This is a genomic window from Micromonospora sp. NPDC049679, assembly GCF_040659735.1.
GTDB lineage: Bacteria > Actinomycetota > Actinomycetes > Mycobacteriales > Micromonosporaceae > Micromonospora_I.
The window spans coordinates 20,704-39,830 of record NZ_JBFANZ010000014.1; the positions used below are offsets into that span (position 1 = coordinate 20,704).

General features: G+C 72.2%; 16 protein-coding genes and 1 pseudogene. 14 read left to right on the forward strand and 3 right to left on the reverse strand.

The window, feature by feature from the left end; translation table 11 throughout:
* Nucleotides 1-663: 663 nt before the first annotated feature.
* Nucleotides 664-1,851: a GNAT family N-acetyltransferase gene (locus tag AB0J06_RS11630; protein WP_357427342.1), complete on the reverse strand. Its 1,188-nt coding sequence runs from the start codon at nucleotides 1,849-1,851 to the stop codon at nucleotides 664-666.
* A 184-nt stretch (nucleotides 1,852-2,035) separates the two neighbouring features.
* Here AB0J06_RS11630 and AB0J06_RS11635 point away from each other — a divergent pair, with 184 nt between their 5' ends.
* The 8 genes and pseudogenes from AB0J06_RS11635 (at nucleotide 2,036) to AB0J06_RS11670 (ending at nucleotide 8,108) form a co-directional block, all read left to right on the forward strand.
* Nucleotides 2,036-3,259, forward strand: a complete 1,224-nt coding sequence (locus AB0J06_RS11635; RefSeq protein ID WP_357427344.1) for a M48 family metalloprotease — start codon at nucleotides 2,036-2,038, stop codon at nucleotides 3,257-3,259.
* Between the two features lie 188 nt (nucleotides 3,260-3,447).
* Complete coding sequence (gene ssd / locus AB0J06_RS11640) at nucleotides 3,448-4,503, forward strand: septum site-determining protein Ssd (RefSeq protein WP_357427526.1); 1,056 nt, start codon at nucleotides 3,448-3,450, stop codon at nucleotides 4,501-4,503.
* Nucleotides 4,500-5,687 (forward strand): TadA family conjugal transfer-associated ATPase, encoded by a 1,188-nt coding sequence (locus tag AB0J06_RS11645; RefSeq protein ID WP_357427346.1) that lies wholly within the window; start codon nucleotides 4,500-4,502, stop codon nucleotides 5,685-5,687. The genes ssd and AB0J06_RS11645 overlap by 4 nt, the downstream gene beginning before the upstream one ends.
* Before the next feature lie 185 nt (nucleotides 5,688-5,872).
* Nucleotides 5,873-6,454, forward strand: a pseudogene (locus AB0J06_RS11650) (hypothetical protein); the annotation flags it as partial.
* Complete coding sequence (locus AB0J06_RS11655; RefSeq protein ID WP_357427348.1) at nucleotides 6,454-7,182, forward strand: type II secretion system F family protein; 729 nt, start codon at nucleotides 6,454-6,456, stop codon at nucleotides 7,180-7,182. The pseudogene AB0J06_RS11650 and the gene AB0J06_RS11655, both read left to right, overlap by 1 nt.
* 25 nt (nucleotides 7,183-7,207) lie before the next feature.
* Nucleotides 7,208-7,375, forward strand: a complete 168-nt coding sequence (locus tag AB0J06_RS11660) for a DUF4244 domain-containing protein (RefSeq protein ID WP_081883916.1) — start codon at nucleotides 7,208-7,210, stop codon at nucleotides 7,373-7,375.
* Entirely contained in the window at nucleotides 7,372-7,740 is a 369-nt protein-coding gene (locus AB0J06_RS11665) for a TadE family type IV pilus minor pilin (protein ID WP_357427350.1), read from the forward strand. Before AB0J06_RS11660 ends, AB0J06_RS11665 begins: the two co-directional genes overlap by 4 nt.
* Nucleotides 7,737-8,108, forward strand: a complete 372-nt coding sequence (locus AB0J06_RS11670; RefSeq protein ID WP_357427352.1) for an Rv3654c family TadE-like protein — start codon at nucleotides 7,737-7,739, stop codon at nucleotides 8,106-8,108. The genes AB0J06_RS11665 and AB0J06_RS11670 overlap by 4 nt, the downstream gene beginning before the upstream one ends.
* 27 nt (nucleotides 8,109-8,135) lie before the next feature.
* Here the strand turns inward: AB0J06_RS11670 and AB0J06_RS11675 are convergent, their stop codons facing one another.
* Complete coding sequence (locus tag AB0J06_RS11675; RefSeq protein ID WP_357427354.1) at nucleotides 8,136-8,327, reverse strand: hypothetical protein; 192 nt, start codon at nucleotides 8,325-8,327, stop codon at nucleotides 8,136-8,138.
* A gap of 426 nt (nucleotides 8,328-8,753) precedes the next feature.
* Nucleotides 8,754-11,165, reverse strand: coding sequence for a DEAD/DEAH box helicase (locus tag AB0J06_RS11680; RefSeq protein WP_357427356.1), 2,412 nt, complete (start codon nucleotides 11,163-11,165; stop codon nucleotides 8,754-8,756).
* Between the two features lie 139 nt (nucleotides 11,166-11,304).
* On the opposite strand from AB0J06_RS11680, the gene AB0J06_RS11685 reads away from it, so the two are divergent.
* From AB0J06_RS11685 to topA, 6 genes are all read left to right on the forward strand, one after another.
* On the forward strand, nucleotides 11,305-11,661 hold the full coding sequence (locus AB0J06_RS11685) for an STAS domain-containing protein (RefSeq protein ID WP_357427358.1): 357 nt from the start codon (nucleotides 11,305-11,307) through the stop codon (nucleotides 11,659-11,661).
* Nucleotides 11,658-12,095: an ATP-binding protein gene (locus tag AB0J06_RS11690; protein ID WP_357427360.1), complete on the forward strand. Its 438-nt coding sequence runs from the start codon at nucleotides 11,658-11,660 to the stop codon at nucleotides 12,093-12,095. Before AB0J06_RS11685 ends, AB0J06_RS11690 begins: the two co-directional genes overlap by 4 nt.
* Nucleotides 12,096-12,302: 207 nt before the next feature.
* Nucleotides 12,303-14,675: a sodium-translocating pyrophosphatase gene (locus AB0J06_RS11695; protein ID WP_357427362.1), complete on the forward strand. Its 2,373-nt coding sequence runs from the start codon at nucleotides 12,303-12,305 to the stop codon at nucleotides 14,673-14,675.
* Nucleotides 14,676-14,804: 129 nt separating this feature from the next.
* Nucleotides 14,805-15,347, forward strand: coding sequence for a hypothetical protein (locus AB0J06_RS11700; protein ID WP_357427364.1), 543 nt, complete (start codon nucleotides 14,805-14,807; stop codon nucleotides 15,345-15,347).
* Nucleotides 15,338-15,952 carry a hypothetical protein gene (locus tag AB0J06_RS11705; protein ID WP_357427366.1) on the forward strand — a complete coding sequence of 205 codons (615 nt, stop codon included), beginning with the start codon at nucleotides 15,338-15,340 and terminating at the stop codon, nucleotides 15,950-15,952. Before AB0J06_RS11700 ends, AB0J06_RS11705 begins: the two co-directional genes overlap by 10 nt.
* A 341-nt stretch (nucleotides 15,953-16,293) precedes the next feature.
* A complete protein-coding gene (gene topA / locus AB0J06_RS11710; protein WP_357427368.1) occupies nucleotides 16,294-19,125 on the forward strand; it encodes a type I DNA topoisomerase in 2,832 nt (943 codons plus the stop codon).
* Nucleotides 19,126-19,127 lie beyond the last annotated feature (2 nt).

Genomic DNA, 19,127 nt, shown 5'->3' on the forward strand with positions numbered 1-19,127 from the left:
ACAAAGCCAAAGATGTTCCGAGCGTTGGCTCTGACCGGTCGTATACTGCCACTGCCGACCCCCCACGATGAGTCTGAGCGACCAATGCGGCACGGCGGCCAGCTCGTCGGCCCCGACTGGCATACTGCCTCACTCCCACTATCCACGGTAGAGCCTCACCCAACGGCGTCCGGCGCCCCAACTGTCGGTGGCGAGGGCATCCGGCTGGCGGCACCCGCTGAGAAGAGGCTGGCCTCCCTCGGATGCACACCTGCCAGTGGCCTGTGGGCAGAGTTTGCGTCCGAGACTTCTTCCGCTAAGGGAGCTCCGCTGCAACAGAGCGAGCGGCTGGCCGACAGCAACGGTGACAGCAACAGGCCCAGACATGGATGGTTGCCCGGCGAGAGGGTGCGGACGATCGCCCCACGTCGCGGACGCCTGCGCACGACCTCGGACGAGTCACACAGAGCTTGTGAGCGAGGCGCCAGGCAGCGAGGCAGCAAGAAGGCAGCGCGAGCCTTGATACGGGCCGGACGCGAACCTCAACCTACGAGGCCCGGCGCCTGCTCATCGACGCGGGTTGTCGCCAGCTGGCATCAGCCAACAACCTGAAACCGCATCCCCCCGGCGGGGGTCGTCGCTCTTTCCGGGCAAGCGCTCCCACGCCAGGTGGCGCCGCCGCGATCAGAACGACGCGAACAGGCGCGGGGTCCGCGGCGGGAAGATGCCGCGCAGCGCCGTCGCCGCGGCATCGGGTACGGCGCCGAAGCCGCGCAGGGCCACCTCGACCGGGTCGAGCACGCCGTAGACCAGCGCGGAGATCCCCGCGGCGGTGAGCGTCGCGGCTGGCGTGGCGGCCCGCTCGGCGGTCACCTCCAGCCGGCCGCCCTCCCCGTTGAGCAGGTAGGTCCCGGCGATGAACGGATCGTCGACGACCTCGATGGTGACCCGTCCCGGGCCCGCAGCGATGCCGTGGAGCGCCTCCATCGACAGGATCCGTGCCATCGGGGCGGACGAGCCGGGAAAGGAGATCTTGGCTTCGGTGTGGGCGGCGAAATCCGTGGCCCACAATTCGGGGCTTTCGTTCGCCGAAACGGTCGTGGTCACCCGGGCGACCTGGTCGACGTGGCGGGCGAAGAACTGCAGCAGCAGTGCCCGACCGACCGGCCCGGTGGTCAGCAGGTCACCGGCGAGGAGGTCGCCGGCATGGTCTTCGATCCGGTACGTCACCGCGCCGACGGTCTCCCCGTCAACGACCGCCATGACCAGCCACTCCTCATCGCTGTCGCGCTGCCGTGCAGCCCGGTAATCGGGGAAGGCGGCAAATCCGTGCCGCTCGGCGAGCGACCGGTGGATGAAGTCGCGGTAGGTGTCGTAGCCGTCTTTGATCCGCTGCCACGTGACCTCGCCGGGCAGGTCGAGGCGCAGAAAATGATTCAGGTCCGCCGGCGAGAACGTGACGGTGCGTGGCTTGGGGAAACCGACGTAGCCGAAACGCTCGTAGAACGACGGCCGGAAAGGGTAGAGCGCCGTGGCGGCATGACCCTCGTCGCGCATCTCGCCGAGCAGTTGGGTGAGGAGTCGACGTACGTGTCCCTGTCGCCGGGCGAGGGGATGCGTGGCCACACCGGCGATTCCGGCCATGGGAAACACGGTGCCGCGAATGTTCTGCCGCATCGGTATCGCCGATGCGGCGGCGACGACCGTGTCCGACTCCTCGGCGACGAGCGTTACGTTGCCCTCGTTGTACGGCAGATACTGCCGCGTCTCCTGGGTCGCGGCGGCGTTCGCCGGTGAGCGCTCGAAGGCGTACGACTGCAGAGGAAAACTCGTGGTCAGGCGTTCCTCGGAACTGATGCGACGGATGGCCATCCCGCCATCCCAGCCGGGTGGCCCCGCAATTTCAACTCACTTGTCGGCGGGGCGGAATGCGTACCGGAAATAGCGCCTCGGCCGAACGGGCCGTTCCGGTCCGGTCATCCCTCCGGCATCCTCTACCTCCGTGATCATCAGCGAGGCGGCCGCCGACCGTTGTGCGAGGTGTTCCTCGGCCACCGTGACAATCCGTGAGGCCGCGCCGTGGTGCCCGCGCTGCGAGTGGAACCTGGACCGGTACGAGCCGAAGCGGCACCGCCCGGAGTTCGGCTGGCGGTGGATCGACCGGCGGACGCATGGCCTCGCCTACCGCCTGACGCGGCAGCAGTTCACCGCGCTGGCGCAGCGCCCCCTTGCGCAGCGCGGCCTCGGACCGGCGCGGATCGTGACGGTGACCGCCTCGGTGTTGTTGCTCGCCGCCGTCGCCCTGCTCGCGGCGGCCGGCGGGTGGCTGCTGGTCGCTTACCGGTTCCCGGCGCTGAACATGCTGGTCGGCATCGTCGCGCTCGCGGTGGCGTTCACGCTGCGCCCGCGGTTCGGTCGGCTCGATCCCGAGCTCGAGGTGCTGACGCGCGAGCGCGCGCCAGCGCTGTTCCGGCTGATCGACGAGGTGGCGACCGCCATCGGCGCCCCCACGCCGGACATCGTGGCGGTCGACGAGCGGCACCGCAACGCGTACGCGACGTGCGTGGGGGTGCGGCGGCGCCGGGTGCTCTGCCTCGGGCTGCCGCTCTGGGGCTCGCTGCCGCCGCAGGAACGGGTCGCGCTGCTCGGCCACGAACTCGGGCACTTCGTCAACGGCGACTCACGGCGCCTGCTGCTGACGCAACCGGCCTTCACCATGCTCGCGAACGCGGCCGACCTGGTCCGGCCGGTCGACACGGTCCGTGGGGCCGGTCTCCTGGAGATGGTGGGCGCACTGCTGGCCGGAGTGGTGCAGGCGACGATGGCGCGCCTGTTGTTCGGTGCGCACCTGCTGCTGCTCTGGGTCGCCCTGCGCGACACCCAGCGCGCCGAGTACCTCGCGGACGAGATGGCGGCCCGGGTGGCCGGTTCCGCGGCGGCGGCGAGCCTCTCCGATTCGGCTCTGATGGCCGACGTCATCGACATGCTGGTGCGCCGGGACGCGCGCGCCGGTCACGGGCCGGTGCGCTGGCGTCGGACGGCGGACGAGGCACGGGCCGCGAACGCCGAGCAGCTGCCGCTGCTGCGCCAGCTGTCGATCCGCGACGACGTGTCCCTCTTCGCGACGCACCCGCCGGTCGGGCTGCGGGCGCGAATGATCACCGAGCGCACCTGGCGGGAGCCGGCGGTGGCGCTCACCGAAGCGCGGGCCGCGCAGATCGACGCCGAGTTGTCCCGGGAGTACGAGCGGACCCAGCGGGCGCTCGCCTGGAGCCGCTGACGTAGCAGATCCACAGGCAGTCCGGGAGTTATCCACAGGCGGTTCAGTTATCCACAGGCGGCGTCCGCAGGGGTTGGCGGCCCGCTCCGGCTCCTCCACGGTGTGGCGGTACCCCTCGTACCCACCCCGTGGAGGCCGCGATGCCGCTCCGTACCTCCGTCCATGCCGGCGCCCGACTGCCGCTCGTGCTGACCGGCGACGCCGAGTTGCTCGACGACCTGCTGCGGCTGGCCGCCGCCGCCGGCACCGAGGTCGACCTGGCGCCCGACCCGGCCGCCGCGCGGTCCCGCTACGCCACCGCACCGCTCGTGTTCATCGGCGTCGACCAGGCGCAGCCATGCCTGCGGGCGCGGCTACCGCGCCGTCCGCGCCTGGTGCTGGTCGGCCGGTCGGGACACGACGATAAGCCCTGGCAGTTGGCCGAACTGCTCGGCGCCGAGCACGTGGCGATGCTCCCCGCCGCCGAACCATGGCTGGTGGACCGCTTCGCGGAGCAGTCGCCGGGCTCGACCCCCGCTTCCGGCGCCCGGATCATCGGGGTCATCGGCGGCCGGGGCGGCGCCGGCGCGAGCGTCCTCGCGGGCGGGCTCGCGGTCACCGCTGCTCGGGCCGGTCTGCGCACCCTGCTGGTCGATGCGGACCCGCTCGGCGGCGGTCTCGATCTCGTCCTCGGCTGGGAGCAGCTGGAAGGATTGCGCTGGCCGGCGTTGACCGAGACGGACGGTCGGGTGGACCCACCGGCACTGGTGCAGGCACTGCCGAGCCGCGGGGACCTCGTCGTGCTCTCGTGGGACCGGGGCGACCTGCTCGCCGTGCCGGTCGAGGCGATGGCCGCCACGATGGACGCCGGACGCCGCGGCCGGGATCTCGTCGTGGTGGACCTTCCCCGTCAGCTCGACGACGCGGCGGTGATCGCGTTGCAGGCCGCCGATCAGGTCTTCGTCGTGGTCCCCGCCGAGCTGCGCGCCACCGCCGCAGCGGCCCGTGTCGCGGCCACCGCCGCCCTGCACTGCCCCGATCTGTCGGTGATCGTCCGCGGGCCGGCGCCGGGCCGGCTCAAGGCGCGGGAGGTCGCGCGGGCCCTCGACCTGCCGCTCGCCGGCACGTTGCGGCCGGAGCCGGGGCTGTGTCGGGGCATGGAGCGCGGCGAGGCGCCCGCGGCGAGCGGGCGCGGCCCGCTGGCCTCGCTCTGCCAGCGCATCGTCGCCGACATCGCCGGGACGACGCCGAGGGCGGCGGCGTGAGTGACAGGCAGCTCGCGACACGGGTACGACAACGGTTCGCCGCCGACGGCGTCGACGTCACGCCGGCCGCGGTCGTCTCCGCACTCCGCGCCGAACCCGGTGCCGCCGTTCTCGGCGACACCACCGTCCTCCGCCTGGCCAACCGCGTGCACGACGATCTCGTCGGCGCCGGTCCTCTCTCGTCGCTGCTCGCCGATCCGGAAGTCACCGATCTGCTCGTGAACGGTGGCCAGGTCTGGGTCGACCGTGGCCGCGGCCTGCAGCGGGCACCGATGTCGCTGGGCGGGCCGGAGGAGGTGCGGCGGCTCGCGCAGCGCCTCGCCGCGGCCTGCGGCCGCCGGTTGGACGACGGCTGCCCGTACGCCGACGCCCGGCTGCCCGACGGCACCCGGCTGCACGCGGTGCTGCCGCCCGTGGCGACGAGCGGCCCCTATCTCTCGCTGCGGACCTTCCGCCAGCGTCCCTTCACCCTCGGCGAGCTTGTCGACCACGGCACGGTGCCGGCATCGGTCGCGCCGCTGCTCGCTGCGCTGGTGGCGGCCCGATTGGCCTATCTCGTCACCGGCGGGACCGGCTCCGGCAAGACCACCCTGCTCAACACTCTGCTCGGGCTGGTGCCACCGACCGAGCGGATCGTCCTGGTGGAGGACGCGGCGGAGCTTCGTCCGGTGCACCCCCATGTGGTGGGGCTGCAGGCGCGGACCGCCAACGTCGAGGGAGCCGGTTCCGTCGGCCTCAGCGACCTGGTACGTCAGGCGTTGCGGATGCGCCCCGACCGGCTCGTGGTGGGGGAGTGCCGTGGGGCGGAGGTGGTCGATCTGCTGGGTGCCCTCAACACCGGCCACGACGGCGGCGCGGGCACACTGCACGCCAACACCCCCGCTGACGTGCCGGCCCGGCTGGAAGCGCTCGGCCTGCTCGGCGGACTGCCGCGCGCGGCGCTGCACGCCCAGGTGACCGCCGCGCTCCAGGTGTTGCTGCAGGTCCGCCGCGCGACCGGTGGTCGGGTGCTGGAGGCGGTCTGCCTGTTGCTGCCGGCGGGGCGGGAACGGCTCGTCACCGCCGTTCCCGCGTGGCGACGGGGGCACGGACCCGGTCCGGGCGCTTCCGCGCTGGCCCAGTTGTTCGTCCAGCGCGGCGTGCCGGTGCCGCCGGTCCTCGCCGGGTTGGACGCGGGCTCGTGACCGGGGAATGGTCGTGGCTGGCGGCGAGTTGCCTGCTCGGCGCGGCGCTGGTCGCCGCGTCGCCGTCGGGAAACACCCGCGCCCGTCGCGCCCTCCTCCCGCGATCTTGCAGTTCTGGCCCTCGATATGCCCGGTTACGCCCCTTGTATCGCGGCCACAACTACAAGATCGCGCGGACGGTCCCCCTCGTGATCGCGGGTGCCGGTGCGGTCGGCGCGCTGCTCGCGGGGCCGGTCGCCGGGATCGCTGCAGGAGCGTACGGGGGGCTGGCCGTCCGGTCGGTGCTCCGCCGACGCTCGACCCGCACCGCCACAGAGCAGCGCGCACGCAGCCTCGACACACTCTGCGCGCTCGCCGCCGACCTACGGGCCGGCCTGCCGGCGGCTACCGTCTGGCCGTCCACCGGGCTGACCCGACGGGGCGGGCCCGACCGGCTCACCCGCCTGGCCCGGGCGGCGTGGGAGCTCGCCGAGCAGACTGGAGCGCCTCTCGCCGACCTGGTCGAACGGATCGAGGCGGATGCGCGGGCCATGGATCGCGCGGTCGCCACAGCGGCGGCTCAGGCGGCCGGCGCACGGGCGACCGCATGGCTACTGGCCGCGCTGCCCCTGGGCGGCATCGGCCTCGGCTACGGGATCGGGGCGGACCCGCTTCACGTGCTCCTGCACACGCCGCTCGGCGCCGGCTGCGCGCTCGCCGCGATCGCTCTGCAGTTCGCCGGGCTCGCCTGGACCGAGCGGCTCGGCCGCGCCCCCGAAATCGCCTGATGTCCGCGCAACTCGTGGCGGCCGGTTGCCTGGCCGGGGTGGCCGTAGTGGCAACCGTGCCGGAGATCCTCGCCGACCGGGCGGCCCGACACCGGCTGCGCCAGGTCATCGCGCGGGACGTGCCGCGTGGCCCCACCCGCGACCTGACCCGGCCGGTCGCCGCCCTGGCCGGCGTCACGCTCGCCCTGCTGATCGGCGGCGCGCTGGGGCTGGCCACCGGGGTGACCGCCGCGCTCGTGCTGCCGCGACTGCTGCGGCGCTTCGAGTCGGCCGCCGCCCGTCGGCAACGACTGCGAGAGATCGCCGATCTGCCGCTCGCCGCCGACCTGCTCGCCGCGGCGCTGCGCGCCGGCGCTCCGGTCGATCGGGCCGCCGCCGCAGTGGCGAAGGCGCTCGCAGGTCCGCTCGGCGAGCGACTGGCCACGGTCGCCCGGTCGTTGCGACTCGGTGCGGAGCCGCAGGAGGCGTGGGCGCACCTCATGCCGGTCGCCGGTGGTGAGCGGCTGGCCCGGGCGGCGGTGCGCTCGTCGGCGAGCGGGGCCGCCCTCGCCGGCGCCCTGACCCGGCTCGCCGACGACCTGCGCGCCGACCGGGCCGTCACGACCGAGGCCGCCGCGCGCCGCGCCGGGGTGCTGATCGTGCTGCCGCTGGGCCTGTGCTTCCTGCCCGCCTTCATTCTCGCCGGCCTGGTGCCGGTGATCGTCGCCGTCCTCGGCGACGTGCTGTGAAACTCATCGAGAAAGGAGCACCTCCGTGCGCAAGCTGATCGCCCGGTTGCGGGGCGACGCCGGAATGAACACCGCGGAGTACGCCGTCGGCACGCTCGCCGCCGTGGCCTTCGCCGGAATTCTGCTGAAGGTGTTGACCAGCGGCAACGTGCAGTCCGCGCTCACCGCCGTGATCGACCGGGCCCTGAAGTGATCCGGCGCCGGCTGGCCGGCCGTGACCGCGGCTCGTTCACCGCCGAGTTGGCGGCCGGACTGCCGGCGCTCGTCCTGCTGCTGTTGGCCGGCCTGACCGCCGTCAGCGCGGTCACCACCAAGGCGCAGTGCGTGGACGCGGCGCGGGAGGCGGCACTGGCCGCCTCCCGCGGCGAGCCCGGAGCGGCCGCCGGCGAACGCGCGGCGCCACCCGGCGCGGCGATATCGGTCAGCGTGGACGGCGATGTGGCCACGGCGACCGTACGGGCCCCGGTCCGGGCGCTCGGAGCGCGGCTGTCGCGGCTGACCGTGGAAGCGGTGGCGGTGGCCGCCGTCGAACCGGGCGCCCCGGAGCCGGCCCCGTGACGGCGCGTCGTCTAGCCGATGACCGGGGAGCGGCGTCGCTGTGGCTGCTGGCGGTGGGACTCGTGTTCGTGGCGGCGGGCCTCGCCGGGGCAGCCGTCGGTGCGGCGCGGGTCGCCCGTCACCAGGCCCGGGTCGCCGCCGACCTCGGCGCGCTCGCCGGCGCGGCGCGCGCGATCGAGGATCAACAGGCTGCCTGCGAGCGGGCGGCGCACATCGTGGCGGCCAACGGCGGGCGGGTCACCGACTGTGTTGTCGACGGCCTGGACCTGATCCTGACCGTCACCGTCACCGTCGAACCCCTACCCGGGCTGTTCCGCGTCGCGAACGCATCCGCCCGCGCCGGACCGATAAACACTGCGGCCGCGTAGGCGACGAACAGTCGACGGACGTCTGGCTTAGCCCGGGGTGTCGTCGTCAGCTGGTCGTGGCTGGCGGTACTCGGCGATCCACCGCTCTATATCTTCGGCCAACCAGATCTTGGTCCCCCGTAGTTCCTGGTACGGCTTGGGGAAGGTCGGATACCGGGCGAGCTGCTGGAACCGCTGCCGCGAGACGCCCAGGCGCTTCGCGATCTCGTAAGGCCCCATCAAAGGCCCCGGCCCACGCTCCATCCATCGAACGTAGGCACGTGAGAGTCTTCGGCGCCACGGTGTCCTTGTCGATCTACCTCGGCACGTACTTCGTGGCTGCGGCGCCTGATCTCCAATACGTCCCGGCCGGGTCGCTGCACAACAGGTTCGTGGGGTGGGCCCGATGAGCGTTCTACGCCCCGGTGATGAGGCGATGCACTACGAGGACGGGTCGCATCGTTGGTCGCCACCGGACCCCGCCGTCGACCAGGAGGCGTGGGAGGCCCAGGTGCGCGAACATCAGCGACAGCACTCGGAGCAGCTAGGCACCCCGAGGATTTCTCGCCGTTCGATCTGACCAGGGCGAGTCGACCTCCCCTCCCATGCCCCGCGACCGTCGAGCCGAACGTCGATCAAGGACTTTTGGGTAGATCAAGGACTTGTTCACATGACCGGAGATCTATCCAGGTGAACAAGTCCTTGATCGACGGGGAGAGTCGGCGCGTCCCGCAGGGCGGCCAGGACCACGTCGAGCACCTTCACGGCGCCGCTTTTCGACAGGGGGTTGTTGCCGTTGCCGCACTTCGGGGACTGCACGCACGACGGGCAGCCCGCCTCGCAGCCGCATTCGGCGATCGCGTCGCGGGTGGCCCGCAGCCAGGCCGCGGCCGTGCCGTACGCCCGCTCGGCGAAGCCGGCCCCACCGGGATGCCCGTCGTAGACGAAGACGGTCGGCGCCTCGGTGTCGGCGTGCGCGGCGGTGGAGAGGCCGCCGATGTCCCACCGGTCGCAGGTGGCGACCAGCGGCAGCAGGCCGATCGCGGCATGCTCGGCGGCGTGCAGGGCGCCCGGCACGTCGGCCACCTCGACACCGGCCGCGGCCAGCGCCTGCGGCGACACGGTGAACCAGACCGCGACCGTGTGCAGTTCCCGGGTGGGCAGGTCGAGCGGCCGGGTGTCGAGCACCTCGCCGGACCCGATGCGCCGCCGCTGGTAGGAGACGACCTGGTTGGTGACGTCCACCTCGCCGAGGAAGAGCCCGACGGGGCCGGCGTCGACGTAGGACCTGACCGAGGCGACGGAGAGTGAGGTGACGTCGCGGGCGTGCGTCGACCAGTCCGGCTCCTCGGCGTGTACGAGCGCGCACGCGTCGTCGAGGTCCAGGTCGTCGACGACGTACGACGCGCCCTGGTGGAGGTAGACCGCGCCGGGGTGGACCTGGAAGTGGGACGATTCCGGGTCGACGGTGCCGAGCAGCCGCCCGGTCGAGGATTCGACGACGGAGACCGGAGCGCCGCCGGTGCCCCGCAGATCGACCTCCGGCCGCCCGGCATGCGTCCAGTACCACCCGGTCGGCCGCCTGCGCAGCGCCCCCGAGGCGACCAGCGCCTCGACCGCCGCGACCGCGGCCGGACCGCCGAAGAGCTCGAGGTCGGCCGGAGTCAGCGGCGCCTCGGCCGCCGCGCAGCAGAGCTGCGGTCCCAGCACGTACGGGTTGGTGGGGTCGAGCACGGTCGACTCCACCGGACGCCCGAAGAGCGCCTCCGGATGGTGGACCAGGTAGGTGTCGAGCGGGTCGTCGCGGGCCACCAGGATGGCGAGCGCCTCCCGCCCGGACCGTCCGGCCCGGCCGGCCTGCTGCCAGAGCGACGCCCGGGTTCCCGGATAACCGCAGATGAGCACCGCGTCCAGCCCGGCCAGGTCGACGCCGAGCTCCAGCGCGTTGGTCGACGCCAACCCGAGCAGCTCGCCGGAGAGGAGGGCCTGCTCCAGGCCGCGCCGCTCCTCGCGTAGGTAGCCGGCCCGGTAGGCGGCGACCCGCGCGCCCAGGCCGGGCACGGCTTCGTCGAGTGAGCGTCGGGCCATCGTCGCGACCACCTCGGCGCCGCGCCGCGAGCGGACGAACGCCAACGTCCGCACCCCGGCGGCGACCGCGTCAGTGAGCAGATCGGCGCTCTCCCGCAGGGCCGAGCGGCGCACCTGCATCAGCTCGGTGGCGTCGTTCTCGACGGCCTCCGCCGAGGGTGGCAGCAGCGGCGGCTCCCAGAGCGCGAAGGTCAGCCCGCCGCGCGGCGACGCGTCCGCGACGACCGCCTCGACGGGCAGGCCGGTGAGCCGGCTGGCCGCCGCGGCCGGGTCGCCCGAGGTGGCGGAGGCCAGCACGAAGACGGGGGTACGGCGGTGCCGCTCGGCCTGCCGCCGGAGCCGGCGCAGGACGTGGGCGACGTGTGAGCCGAACACTCCCCGGTAGGTGTGGCACTCGTCGACGATCACGTACGCCAGCCGGCGCAGGAAGGTTGACCAGCCGGCGTGGCCGGGCAGGATGCCGTGGTGCAGCATGTCCGGGTTGGTGAGGACGAAGCGGGAATGCTGGCGGATCCATTCCCGTTCGGCGCGCGGCGTGTCGCCGTCGTAACTCGCCGGGCGTACCCCGTCGAGCCCGAGCCCGGCGACGGCGCGCAACTGATCGGCGGCGAGCGCCTTGGTCGGCGCGAGGTAGAGGACCGTGGCGCGCGGATCGGTGAGCAGCGTCGCCAGCGCGGGGAGCTGGTAGGCGAGGGACTTGCCCGAGGCGGTGCCGGTGGCCAGGACGACGTGCTGGCCGGCGTACGCCAGCTCGGCCGCCTCGGCCTGGTGCTGCCACGGGGTGACCACACCACGCCGCGCGAACGCCGCCCGCAGTTGTTCCGGCGCCCACTGCGGCCATGGCACGCTGGTGCCCGGTCGCGGCGGCACCCGCTCCACGTGCGTGACCGGCCCGTCGTCGGGTCCGCGGCTGCTCCGCGAGCGCAGCCGACGCAGCAGCTCGGCCGGCTCCGGGCCGGGGGCTGCGGTTACGGTGGCTGCTGACGTCACGTCCTGCACTGTCGCACTGGTGTGCGGATATGGCCAACGTGCGAAATGCCACGAGCGCGCCGGGGGAGAGGCGCGCTGCGCGTGTTTCCGCTCGGTGGTTAGATGCCTAAAGCGTTCATGCCGGCCGGAGGAGGGACTGATGGAGCTGTCGCTCACGACCCGCACCGTGGGCGAGTACACGGTGCTGGAGGTCGGCGGCGAGGTCGACGTCTACACCGCGCCTCGCCTGCGCGAGCGGCTCATCGAGGTGGTCGAGGGCGGTGCCCGCAAGGTGGTGGTCGATCTCGGCCGGGTGGATTTCCTCGACTCCACCGGGCTCGGGGTGCTGGTGGGCGCGCTCAAGCGGCTGCGTGCCGGCAACGGCACCTTCGGCCTGGTCTGTGGCAAGGAGCCGCTCCTCAAGATCTTCCGGATCACCGCGCTCGACCAGGTCTTTCCGATCTTCCCGACGGTCGAGGCGGCGACGACGGTGGATCAAGTCGGTCCGACCGCGTGATGTCGACGGTCCGGCTCTCCTTCTCTCCAGCGCCGGTACATGTGCGCACCGCGCGTCTGGTCGGGGTCGCGGTGGCCCGCCGCGCGGGCGTCGCCGAAGAGCTGCTCGACGAGGTGCGGCTGGCGATCGGTGAGGCGTGTACGCGGGCCGTCGCCCTGCACCGGCAGTACGGCCTGCCGGATCTCGTACTGGTCGAGATGTCCGACGAGGAGAGTTACACCGTTCGGGTGATCGACCGCGCTCCGATCGAGGCCGGTCTCGGTCTCGCCGCGCTTCCGCCCGACGATTTGGCCAACGAATCCCTCACCGACGAGGCGTTGACGGTCGGTGTCGGGTTCGCGCTGCTCGCCGGCTTCGTCGAGGACCTTCAGGTGCGCCCTGTGGACGAGGGCATCGGCACCGAGGTCCGGATGGTCTGGCCCGTCGGGCGCTGACTCCTCCTAACACAACGAGGAATATCACCGCCCCAAGTGGGTAGACGGTGTGACCTCGCACACGGTGTGCGGCTACAGTACGCGGGTTATCAGGCAGCGCCCTGCTCCCGCGACGTGTGGGAGCCGGGAGACACCACTCCCAGCGTGGAGACGCCCCGCCGGATCGTCCACCGGTACGGGGCGAGCGTTCGGTACAGGAGGACATAGATGTCCGGGACTACCTTGGCCGCCGACAGCGGCGGGCTGTCCCTTTCCGGAGAAAACCTGACGTACGTCATCGTCGCCGCGGTCATCGCGCTGGTGGCGCTCGGGTTTGCCTTCGCCCTGGTCAGGGCGGTTCTGGCAACCGGTAAGGGCACCAAGAACATGCAGGAGATCGCCGCAGCCGTGCAAGAGGGCGCGTCGGCCTATCTGTTCCGCCAGTTCAAGACCCTCGGCGTGTTCGTCGTACTTGCCGTGGTGCTCCTCTTCCTGCTCCCGGTGCACGACACGGGCGGCAGCGAAGTCATGGTGAAGATCGGCCGATCCGCGTTCTTCGTCGTGGGTGCCGCGTTCAGTGCGTTCATCGGCGGCGCCGGCATGGCCCTCGCGACCCGCGCCAACCTGCGGGTGGCCGCGGCGGCGGGTGCGGGCGAGGGCGGCCGCGAGGCGGCGATGAAGATCGCCTTCCGCACCGGCGGCGTGGTCGGCTTCCTCACCGTCGGCCTCGGCCTGTTCGGTGCGGCGCTCGTCGTGCTGATCTTCCGGGGCGACGCGGCGACCGTGCTGGAGGGCTTCGGCTTCGGGGCGGCGCTGCTGGCCATGTTCATGCGGGTCGGCGGCGGCATCTTCACCAAGGCGGCGGACGTCGGCGCCGACCTGGTCGGCAAGGTGGAGCAGGGAATCCCGGAGGACGACGCGCGTAACCCCGCGACCATCGCGGACAACGTGGGCGACAACGTCGGCGACTGCGCCGGCATGGCGGCGGACCTGTTCGAGTCGTACGCGGTGACGTTGGTCGCCGCGCTCATCCTGGGCCGGGCCGCCTTCGGCGAGCAGGGGCTGGTCTTCCCGCTCATCGTCTCCGCGGTCGGCGTGGTCGTGGCGATCATCGGGGTGTTCATCACCCGGCTGCGGGTCACCGACCGTACCGGCATGGTCGCGATCAACCGGGCGTTCTTCGCCTCGGCGGTCCTCGCGGCGGTCCTCGTCGCGATCGTCTCCTGGCTCTACCTGCCGGCCACGTTCGCCGGCTTCGGCGCGGAGTTCGCGGCCACCGAGGGCAACCCGCGGCTGATCGCGATCGGCGCGGTCGTGATCGGCATCGTGCTGGCGGCCGCGATCCAGGCGCTGACCGGCTACTTCACCGAGACCCACCGCCGTCCGGTCCAGGACATCGGCAAGAGTTCGTTGACGGGCGCGGCCACGGTGATCCTCGCCGGGATCAGCGTCGGGCTGGAGTCGGCCGTCTACTCGGCGTTGCTGATCGGCGCCGGTGTGTTCGGCGCGTTCCTGCTCGGTGGCGGTTCGATCACGCTCTCCCTGTTCGCCGTCGCGCTCGCCGGCACGGGCCTGCTCACCACCGTCGGCGTGATCGTCGCGATGGACACGTTCGGCCCGATCTCGGACAACGCGCAGGGCATCGCCGAGATGTCCGGCGACATCGACGAGCAGGGCGCGCAGACGCTCACCGAACTCGACGCGGTGGGCAACACCACGAAGGCGATCACCAAGGGGATCGCGATCGCGACCGCGGTGCTCGCCGCGACCGCGCTGTTCGGCTCCTACACCGACACGGTCACCACGGCGCTCAACGACGCGGGCATCGACAACGTCGGTGGCTACCTCGCCAACGCGCTCAACGTGTCCAACCCGAAGAACCTGGTCGGCCTGATCATCGGCGCGGCGGTCGTCTTCCTCTTCTCCGGTCTGGCCATCAACGCGGTCTCCCGCTCGGCCGGCGCGGTCGTGATGGAGGTGCGCCGCCAGTTCCGCGAGTTCCCCGGCATCATGGACCGCACCCAGCGGCCGGAGTACGGCCGGGTGGTGGACATCTGCACGCGGGACGCGCAGCGCGAGTTGCTGACGCCGGGTCTGCTGGCGATCTTCGCACCGATCGCGGTCGGCTTCGGACTGGGCGCCGGCGCGCTCGCCGCCTACCTGGCGGGCGCGATCGCCACCGGTGTGCTGATGGCGGTCTTCCTGTCCAACTCCGGTGGTGCCTGGGACAACGCCAAGAAGCTGGTCGAGGATGGCGCGCACGGTGGCAAGGGCTCCGAGGCGCACGCCGCGACGGTCATCGGCGACACCGTCGGCGACCCGTTCAAGGACACCGCCGGTCCGGCGATCAACCCGCTGCTCAAGGTGATGAACCTGGTCGCGCTGCTGATCGCCCCCGCGGTCGTCACCTGGAGCGTGGGCACCGGTCAGAACAACGCGCTGCGGATCACCATCGCACTCGTGGCAGCGGCGATCATCGTGGTGGCGGTCACGTTCACCAAGCGCAAGCCCGTCGCGATGGGCGAGACCATGGACGGCTCGGGAAAAGCCGGTGACGGGGACGGCACCTCGGTCGCCGACGCGGAGAAGGTGAACGCCTGACCTGATCGATGACGGGGCTCCTTCTTCGCGCGGCGAGCGCGCGGAAGGAGCCCCGTCGCTGTCGCCACGGCTGTGCGCGCGTCACAACCGTCTGTCCCCCCGCCAGCCGGAACCCGTACGCTGCAACGCATGCGCACCCCCCGCCCGGTTCCCGCCGGACCGATCACGGCTGTCCTGTCCGTGCTCGTCCTTTTCCTCGGGGCCTGTGGCGCGGGGCCGTCGCCCACCGTCTGGGCGGCGTCGGTCTGTACGGCGCTGACCCCGTGGCGGGCCGAGATCGGCAAGCTCACCAGCAGCACCCAACAGCAGATGACCGCGAAGACGACGCCGGCCCAGGCAAAGGAGAATCTGGTCCGGCTGCTCGCCGGGGCGGAGGCGGCCAGCGAGCGGGCCCGCGACCAGGTCGAGAAGGCGGGCGTGCCCGATGTCGACCGGGGCGACTCCGTGGCCCACGGCTTCGTCGCCTCGCTGAGTTCGGTCCGTGACGCCTACGGCAACGCGAAGCGGGGGATCGAGCAGCTCGACGCCAGCCGGGGCGGCTCCTTCTACGACGGGGTCGAAACGGTGCTCAAGACGCTCAACACGGAATACAGCCGCAGCGCGTTGGATACGGACTCGCTCAACTCGCCAGAGTTGCAGAAGGCCTTCGACGAGGTCCCGGAGTGTCGCTGACGGCGCCTGAGGGGCTCCCGTCGCCGGACCCGGTCCGGCAGCTTTCCCTGTTCGGCGTCGAGGCGGCTGAGCCGTCCCCGGCGGATCTCGCCGGCCTGCTCGCCGGCCCCGGTGACGTGGTCCGGATGGGCGGGACGGCGCGTGTCTCGATCGTCGTCGACGCCGCCTGGCGGGTGCACGTGCTCGTCGCCGAGTTCGCCGCGCGGGGGCTCGGCGCCACCTGGGTCCCCGCCGACGCGGGGCGGCTCGCCGTCCGGACCGCGTACGCGATGACGCTCGCCGGTCTGGCCGCGGGCTGGCTGCGGGGCGCGGTCAAGCGCCCGCCGCCCGACTTCCACCTCACCGGTCCCCGGCTGCGGCTCTGGGCGGCCGCGGCCGGCAGCGTGGAGCAGCCCGGCTACGTGCTGCGGCTCGGCCCGGCGCAGGAGGCGTGCTGGGAGCAGGTGGGAGCGGCGCTCGCCGCGGTGGGGCTCCCCGCGGCGTTACTCGATCCCGGTTCCGGCGGCCCGGCCTACCGCATCACGGGGCGGCGCCGGCTGGCCCGGCTGGGTGAGCTGGTCGGCGACCGACCGGCCGCGGCGCCGGCCGCGGAGTGGCCGGGATGACGGCCGGGACCAGGACGATCAGCATGTGCGATGTGTGCGGAGGGGCACCGAAATCGACACCCGCCATTTTTTCCGGCGTGGTCACCTGATCGGTGCGGTGAGCCACGTCACGCCTGTGCGGGGTGTACGGTGTCGCCGTCCGGGCGCATCACCGCAGGCACGGCACCCCGCCATCCGCCATTCCGGCCGACGGGGGTGCTGGCGTATGCGGACACCTTCGCCCGGACAGCGCGTTACGTTGGACATCCAGAGCGTCGATCGTGAAGGCGCGGGGTCAGTGACAGGTGCGGGCTCGGCATGCCAGCCGGGCGCCGCGGAGCGAGCCGAGGTCAGGGAGAGAAGTGCCGAGTAACGCCGGGAGCATGCGTCTGGTCATCGTCGAGTCTCCGGCGAAGGCCAAGACGATCTCGGGCTATCTCGGCCCGGGGTATGTCGTCGAGGCCAGCCTGGGTCACGTGCGTGACCTCCCCCGCAACGCGGCCGACGTGCCCGCCAAGTACAAGAAGGAACCGTGGGCCCGGCTCGGCGTCGACGTCGACAACGGGTTCGCCGCGCTCTACGTGGTCTCCGCCGACCGCAAGCAGCAGATCGCCAAGTTGACGAAGTTGGCCAAGGAGGCCGACGAGGTCTTCCTCGCCACCGATGAGGACCGCGAGGGCGAGGCGATCGCCTGGCACCTGCTGGAGACGATCAAGCCCAAGGTCCCCGTCCGGCGGATGGTCTTCCACGAGATCACCAAGCCGGCGATCCAGGCAGCGGTCGCCAACCCCCGTGAGATCGACCGCGATCTGGTCGATGCCCAGGAGGCGCGCCGCATCCTCGACCGTCTCTACGGCTACGAGGTCTCGCCGGTGCTGTGGAAGAAGGTCATGCCGCGGCTGTCGGCGGGCCGGGTCCAGTCGGTGGCGACCCGCATCGTGGTCGAGCGCGAGCGGCAGCGGATGGCGTTCCGCACCGCCGAGTACTGGGACATCCAGGCGACGCTCGCAGTGGAGGCCACGTCCGTCGGCGAGGGGCCGCGCACCTTCAACGCCACCCTCGTGGCGCTCGGCGGCGACAAGATCGCGACGGGCCGCGACTTCGAGCCGACGACCGGGCGGGTACGGCCCGAGGCCGGGGTGATCCATCTCGACGGCGACGGGGCGCGTGGCCTGGCGGCCCGGCTCGATGGGCGGCCGTTCACGGTGACGCGGGTGGAGGAGAAGCCCTACCGGCGTCGGCCGTACGCCCCGTTCATCACCTCGACGCTGCAGCAGGAGGGGGCGCGAAAGCTGCGCTTCTCCTCGCAGCAGACGATGCGGACGGCGCAGCGGCTCTACGAAAACGGCTACATCACCTATATGCGTACCGACTCCGTCAACCTCTCCGAGACCGCGATCACCGCGGCCCGGGCGCAGGTCGCGGAGCTCTACGGTGACCGGTTCGTCCCGCCGCAGCCGCGCCGCTACACCGGCAAGGTGAAGAACGCGCAGGAGGCGCACGAGGCGATCCGCCCCGCCGGCGACACGTTCCGTACCCCCGGCGAACTCGCGAAGGAACTGTCGACCGAGGAGTTCAAGCTCTACGAGCTGATCTGGCGGCGCACGATCGCGTCGCAGATGACCGACGCGGTCGGCTCCAGCGTCTCGGTGCGGATCCGCGCGGTCTCCACCGCGGGCGAAGAGGCAGACTTCGGCGCCACCGGTAAGACCATCACCGACCCCGGCTTCCTCCGCGCGTACGTCGAGTCGTCCGACGACGAGAACGCCGAGGCCGAGGATGCCGAGCGTCGCCTGCCCAACCTGACCAAGGACCAGCCGCTGACCGCGGAGGAGTTGGCCGCGGTGGGGCACAGCACCCAGCCGCCCGCCCGCTACACGGAGGCGTCGCTGGTGAAGGCGCTCGAGGAGCTCGGCATCGGCCGGCCCTCGACGTACGCCTCGATCATGCAGACCATCCAGGACCGCGGTTACGTCGTCCGGCGCGGCCAGGCCCTCATCCCGGCGTTCCTCGCGTTCGCCGTGGTCGGACTCCTGGAGCGGCACTACCCGCGCCTGGTCGACTACGACTTCACCGCGAGCATGGAGAACGAGCTCGACGAGATCGCCGGTGGCGACCACGCGTCGCTCGACTTCCTCAACGCGTTCTACTTCGGCAGTGGCAACGGGGCCGGTGACGCCACGATCGCCCGGTCGGGCGGGCTGAAGAAGCTGGTCACCGAGAACGTCAGCGAGATCGACGCGCGCAGCGTCAACTCCATCCCGCTGTTCCGCGACGACGACGGCCGCGACGTGGTGGTCCGGGTCGGCCGGTACGGGCCGTACCTGCAGCGGAACCTGCCCGGCCAGGAGCCGACGCCGTCCGCCGAGGGCGAGCCCAGCGGCGACCGCGTCTCGATCCCGGAGGGGTTGGCCCCCGACGAGCTGACGCCGGAGAAGGTCAACGAGCTCTTTCTCGGCGGCGGTGGCGAGCGCAAGATCGGCGAGCACCCGGAGACGGGCGAGCCGATCCTGCTCAAGTCCGGCCGCTACGGCCCCTACGTCGCCAGCGGTGACCGCAAGTCTTCGCTGCTCAAGTCACAGTCACCGGAATTCGTCTCGTTGGAGGAGGCGCTCCGGCTGCTGTCGCTGCCCCGCGTGGTCGGCGTGGCGCCCGACGGAGCCGAGGTCCTCGCCGCGGCCGGCCGCTACGGCCCGTACGTGAAGAAGGGCGACGAGTTCCGCTCGCTGGACTCCGAGGAGAAGCTCTTCACGGTCACCCTCGATGAGGCGCTCGCGCTCCTCGCCGCCCCGAAGACCCGTCAGCGCAAGGCGGCCGCGCCGCCGCTGCGCGAGATGGGCGTCGATCCGCTGACCGAGAAGCCGCTGGTCATCAAGGACGGGCGGTTCGGGCCGTACGTGACCGACGGGGAGACCAACGCGTCGCTGCGCCGCGGGCAGACGCCCGAGGAGCTCAGCATGGAGCAGGCCTCGGAGATGCTGGCCGAGAAGCGCGCCAAGGGGCCGGCGCCGCGTAAGAAGGCCACCAAGGCGGCGGCGAAGAAGGCCACGCCGGCGAAGAAGGCGACCAAGGCGACGAAGGCGACCAAGGCGACGAAGGCGGCGGCCGACGGCGGGACGCCGGTCAAGAAGGCGGCGAAGAAGGCCACCAAGAAGGCGGCGCCGAAGAAGGCGGCGGCCAAGGCCGCGGAGTAGTC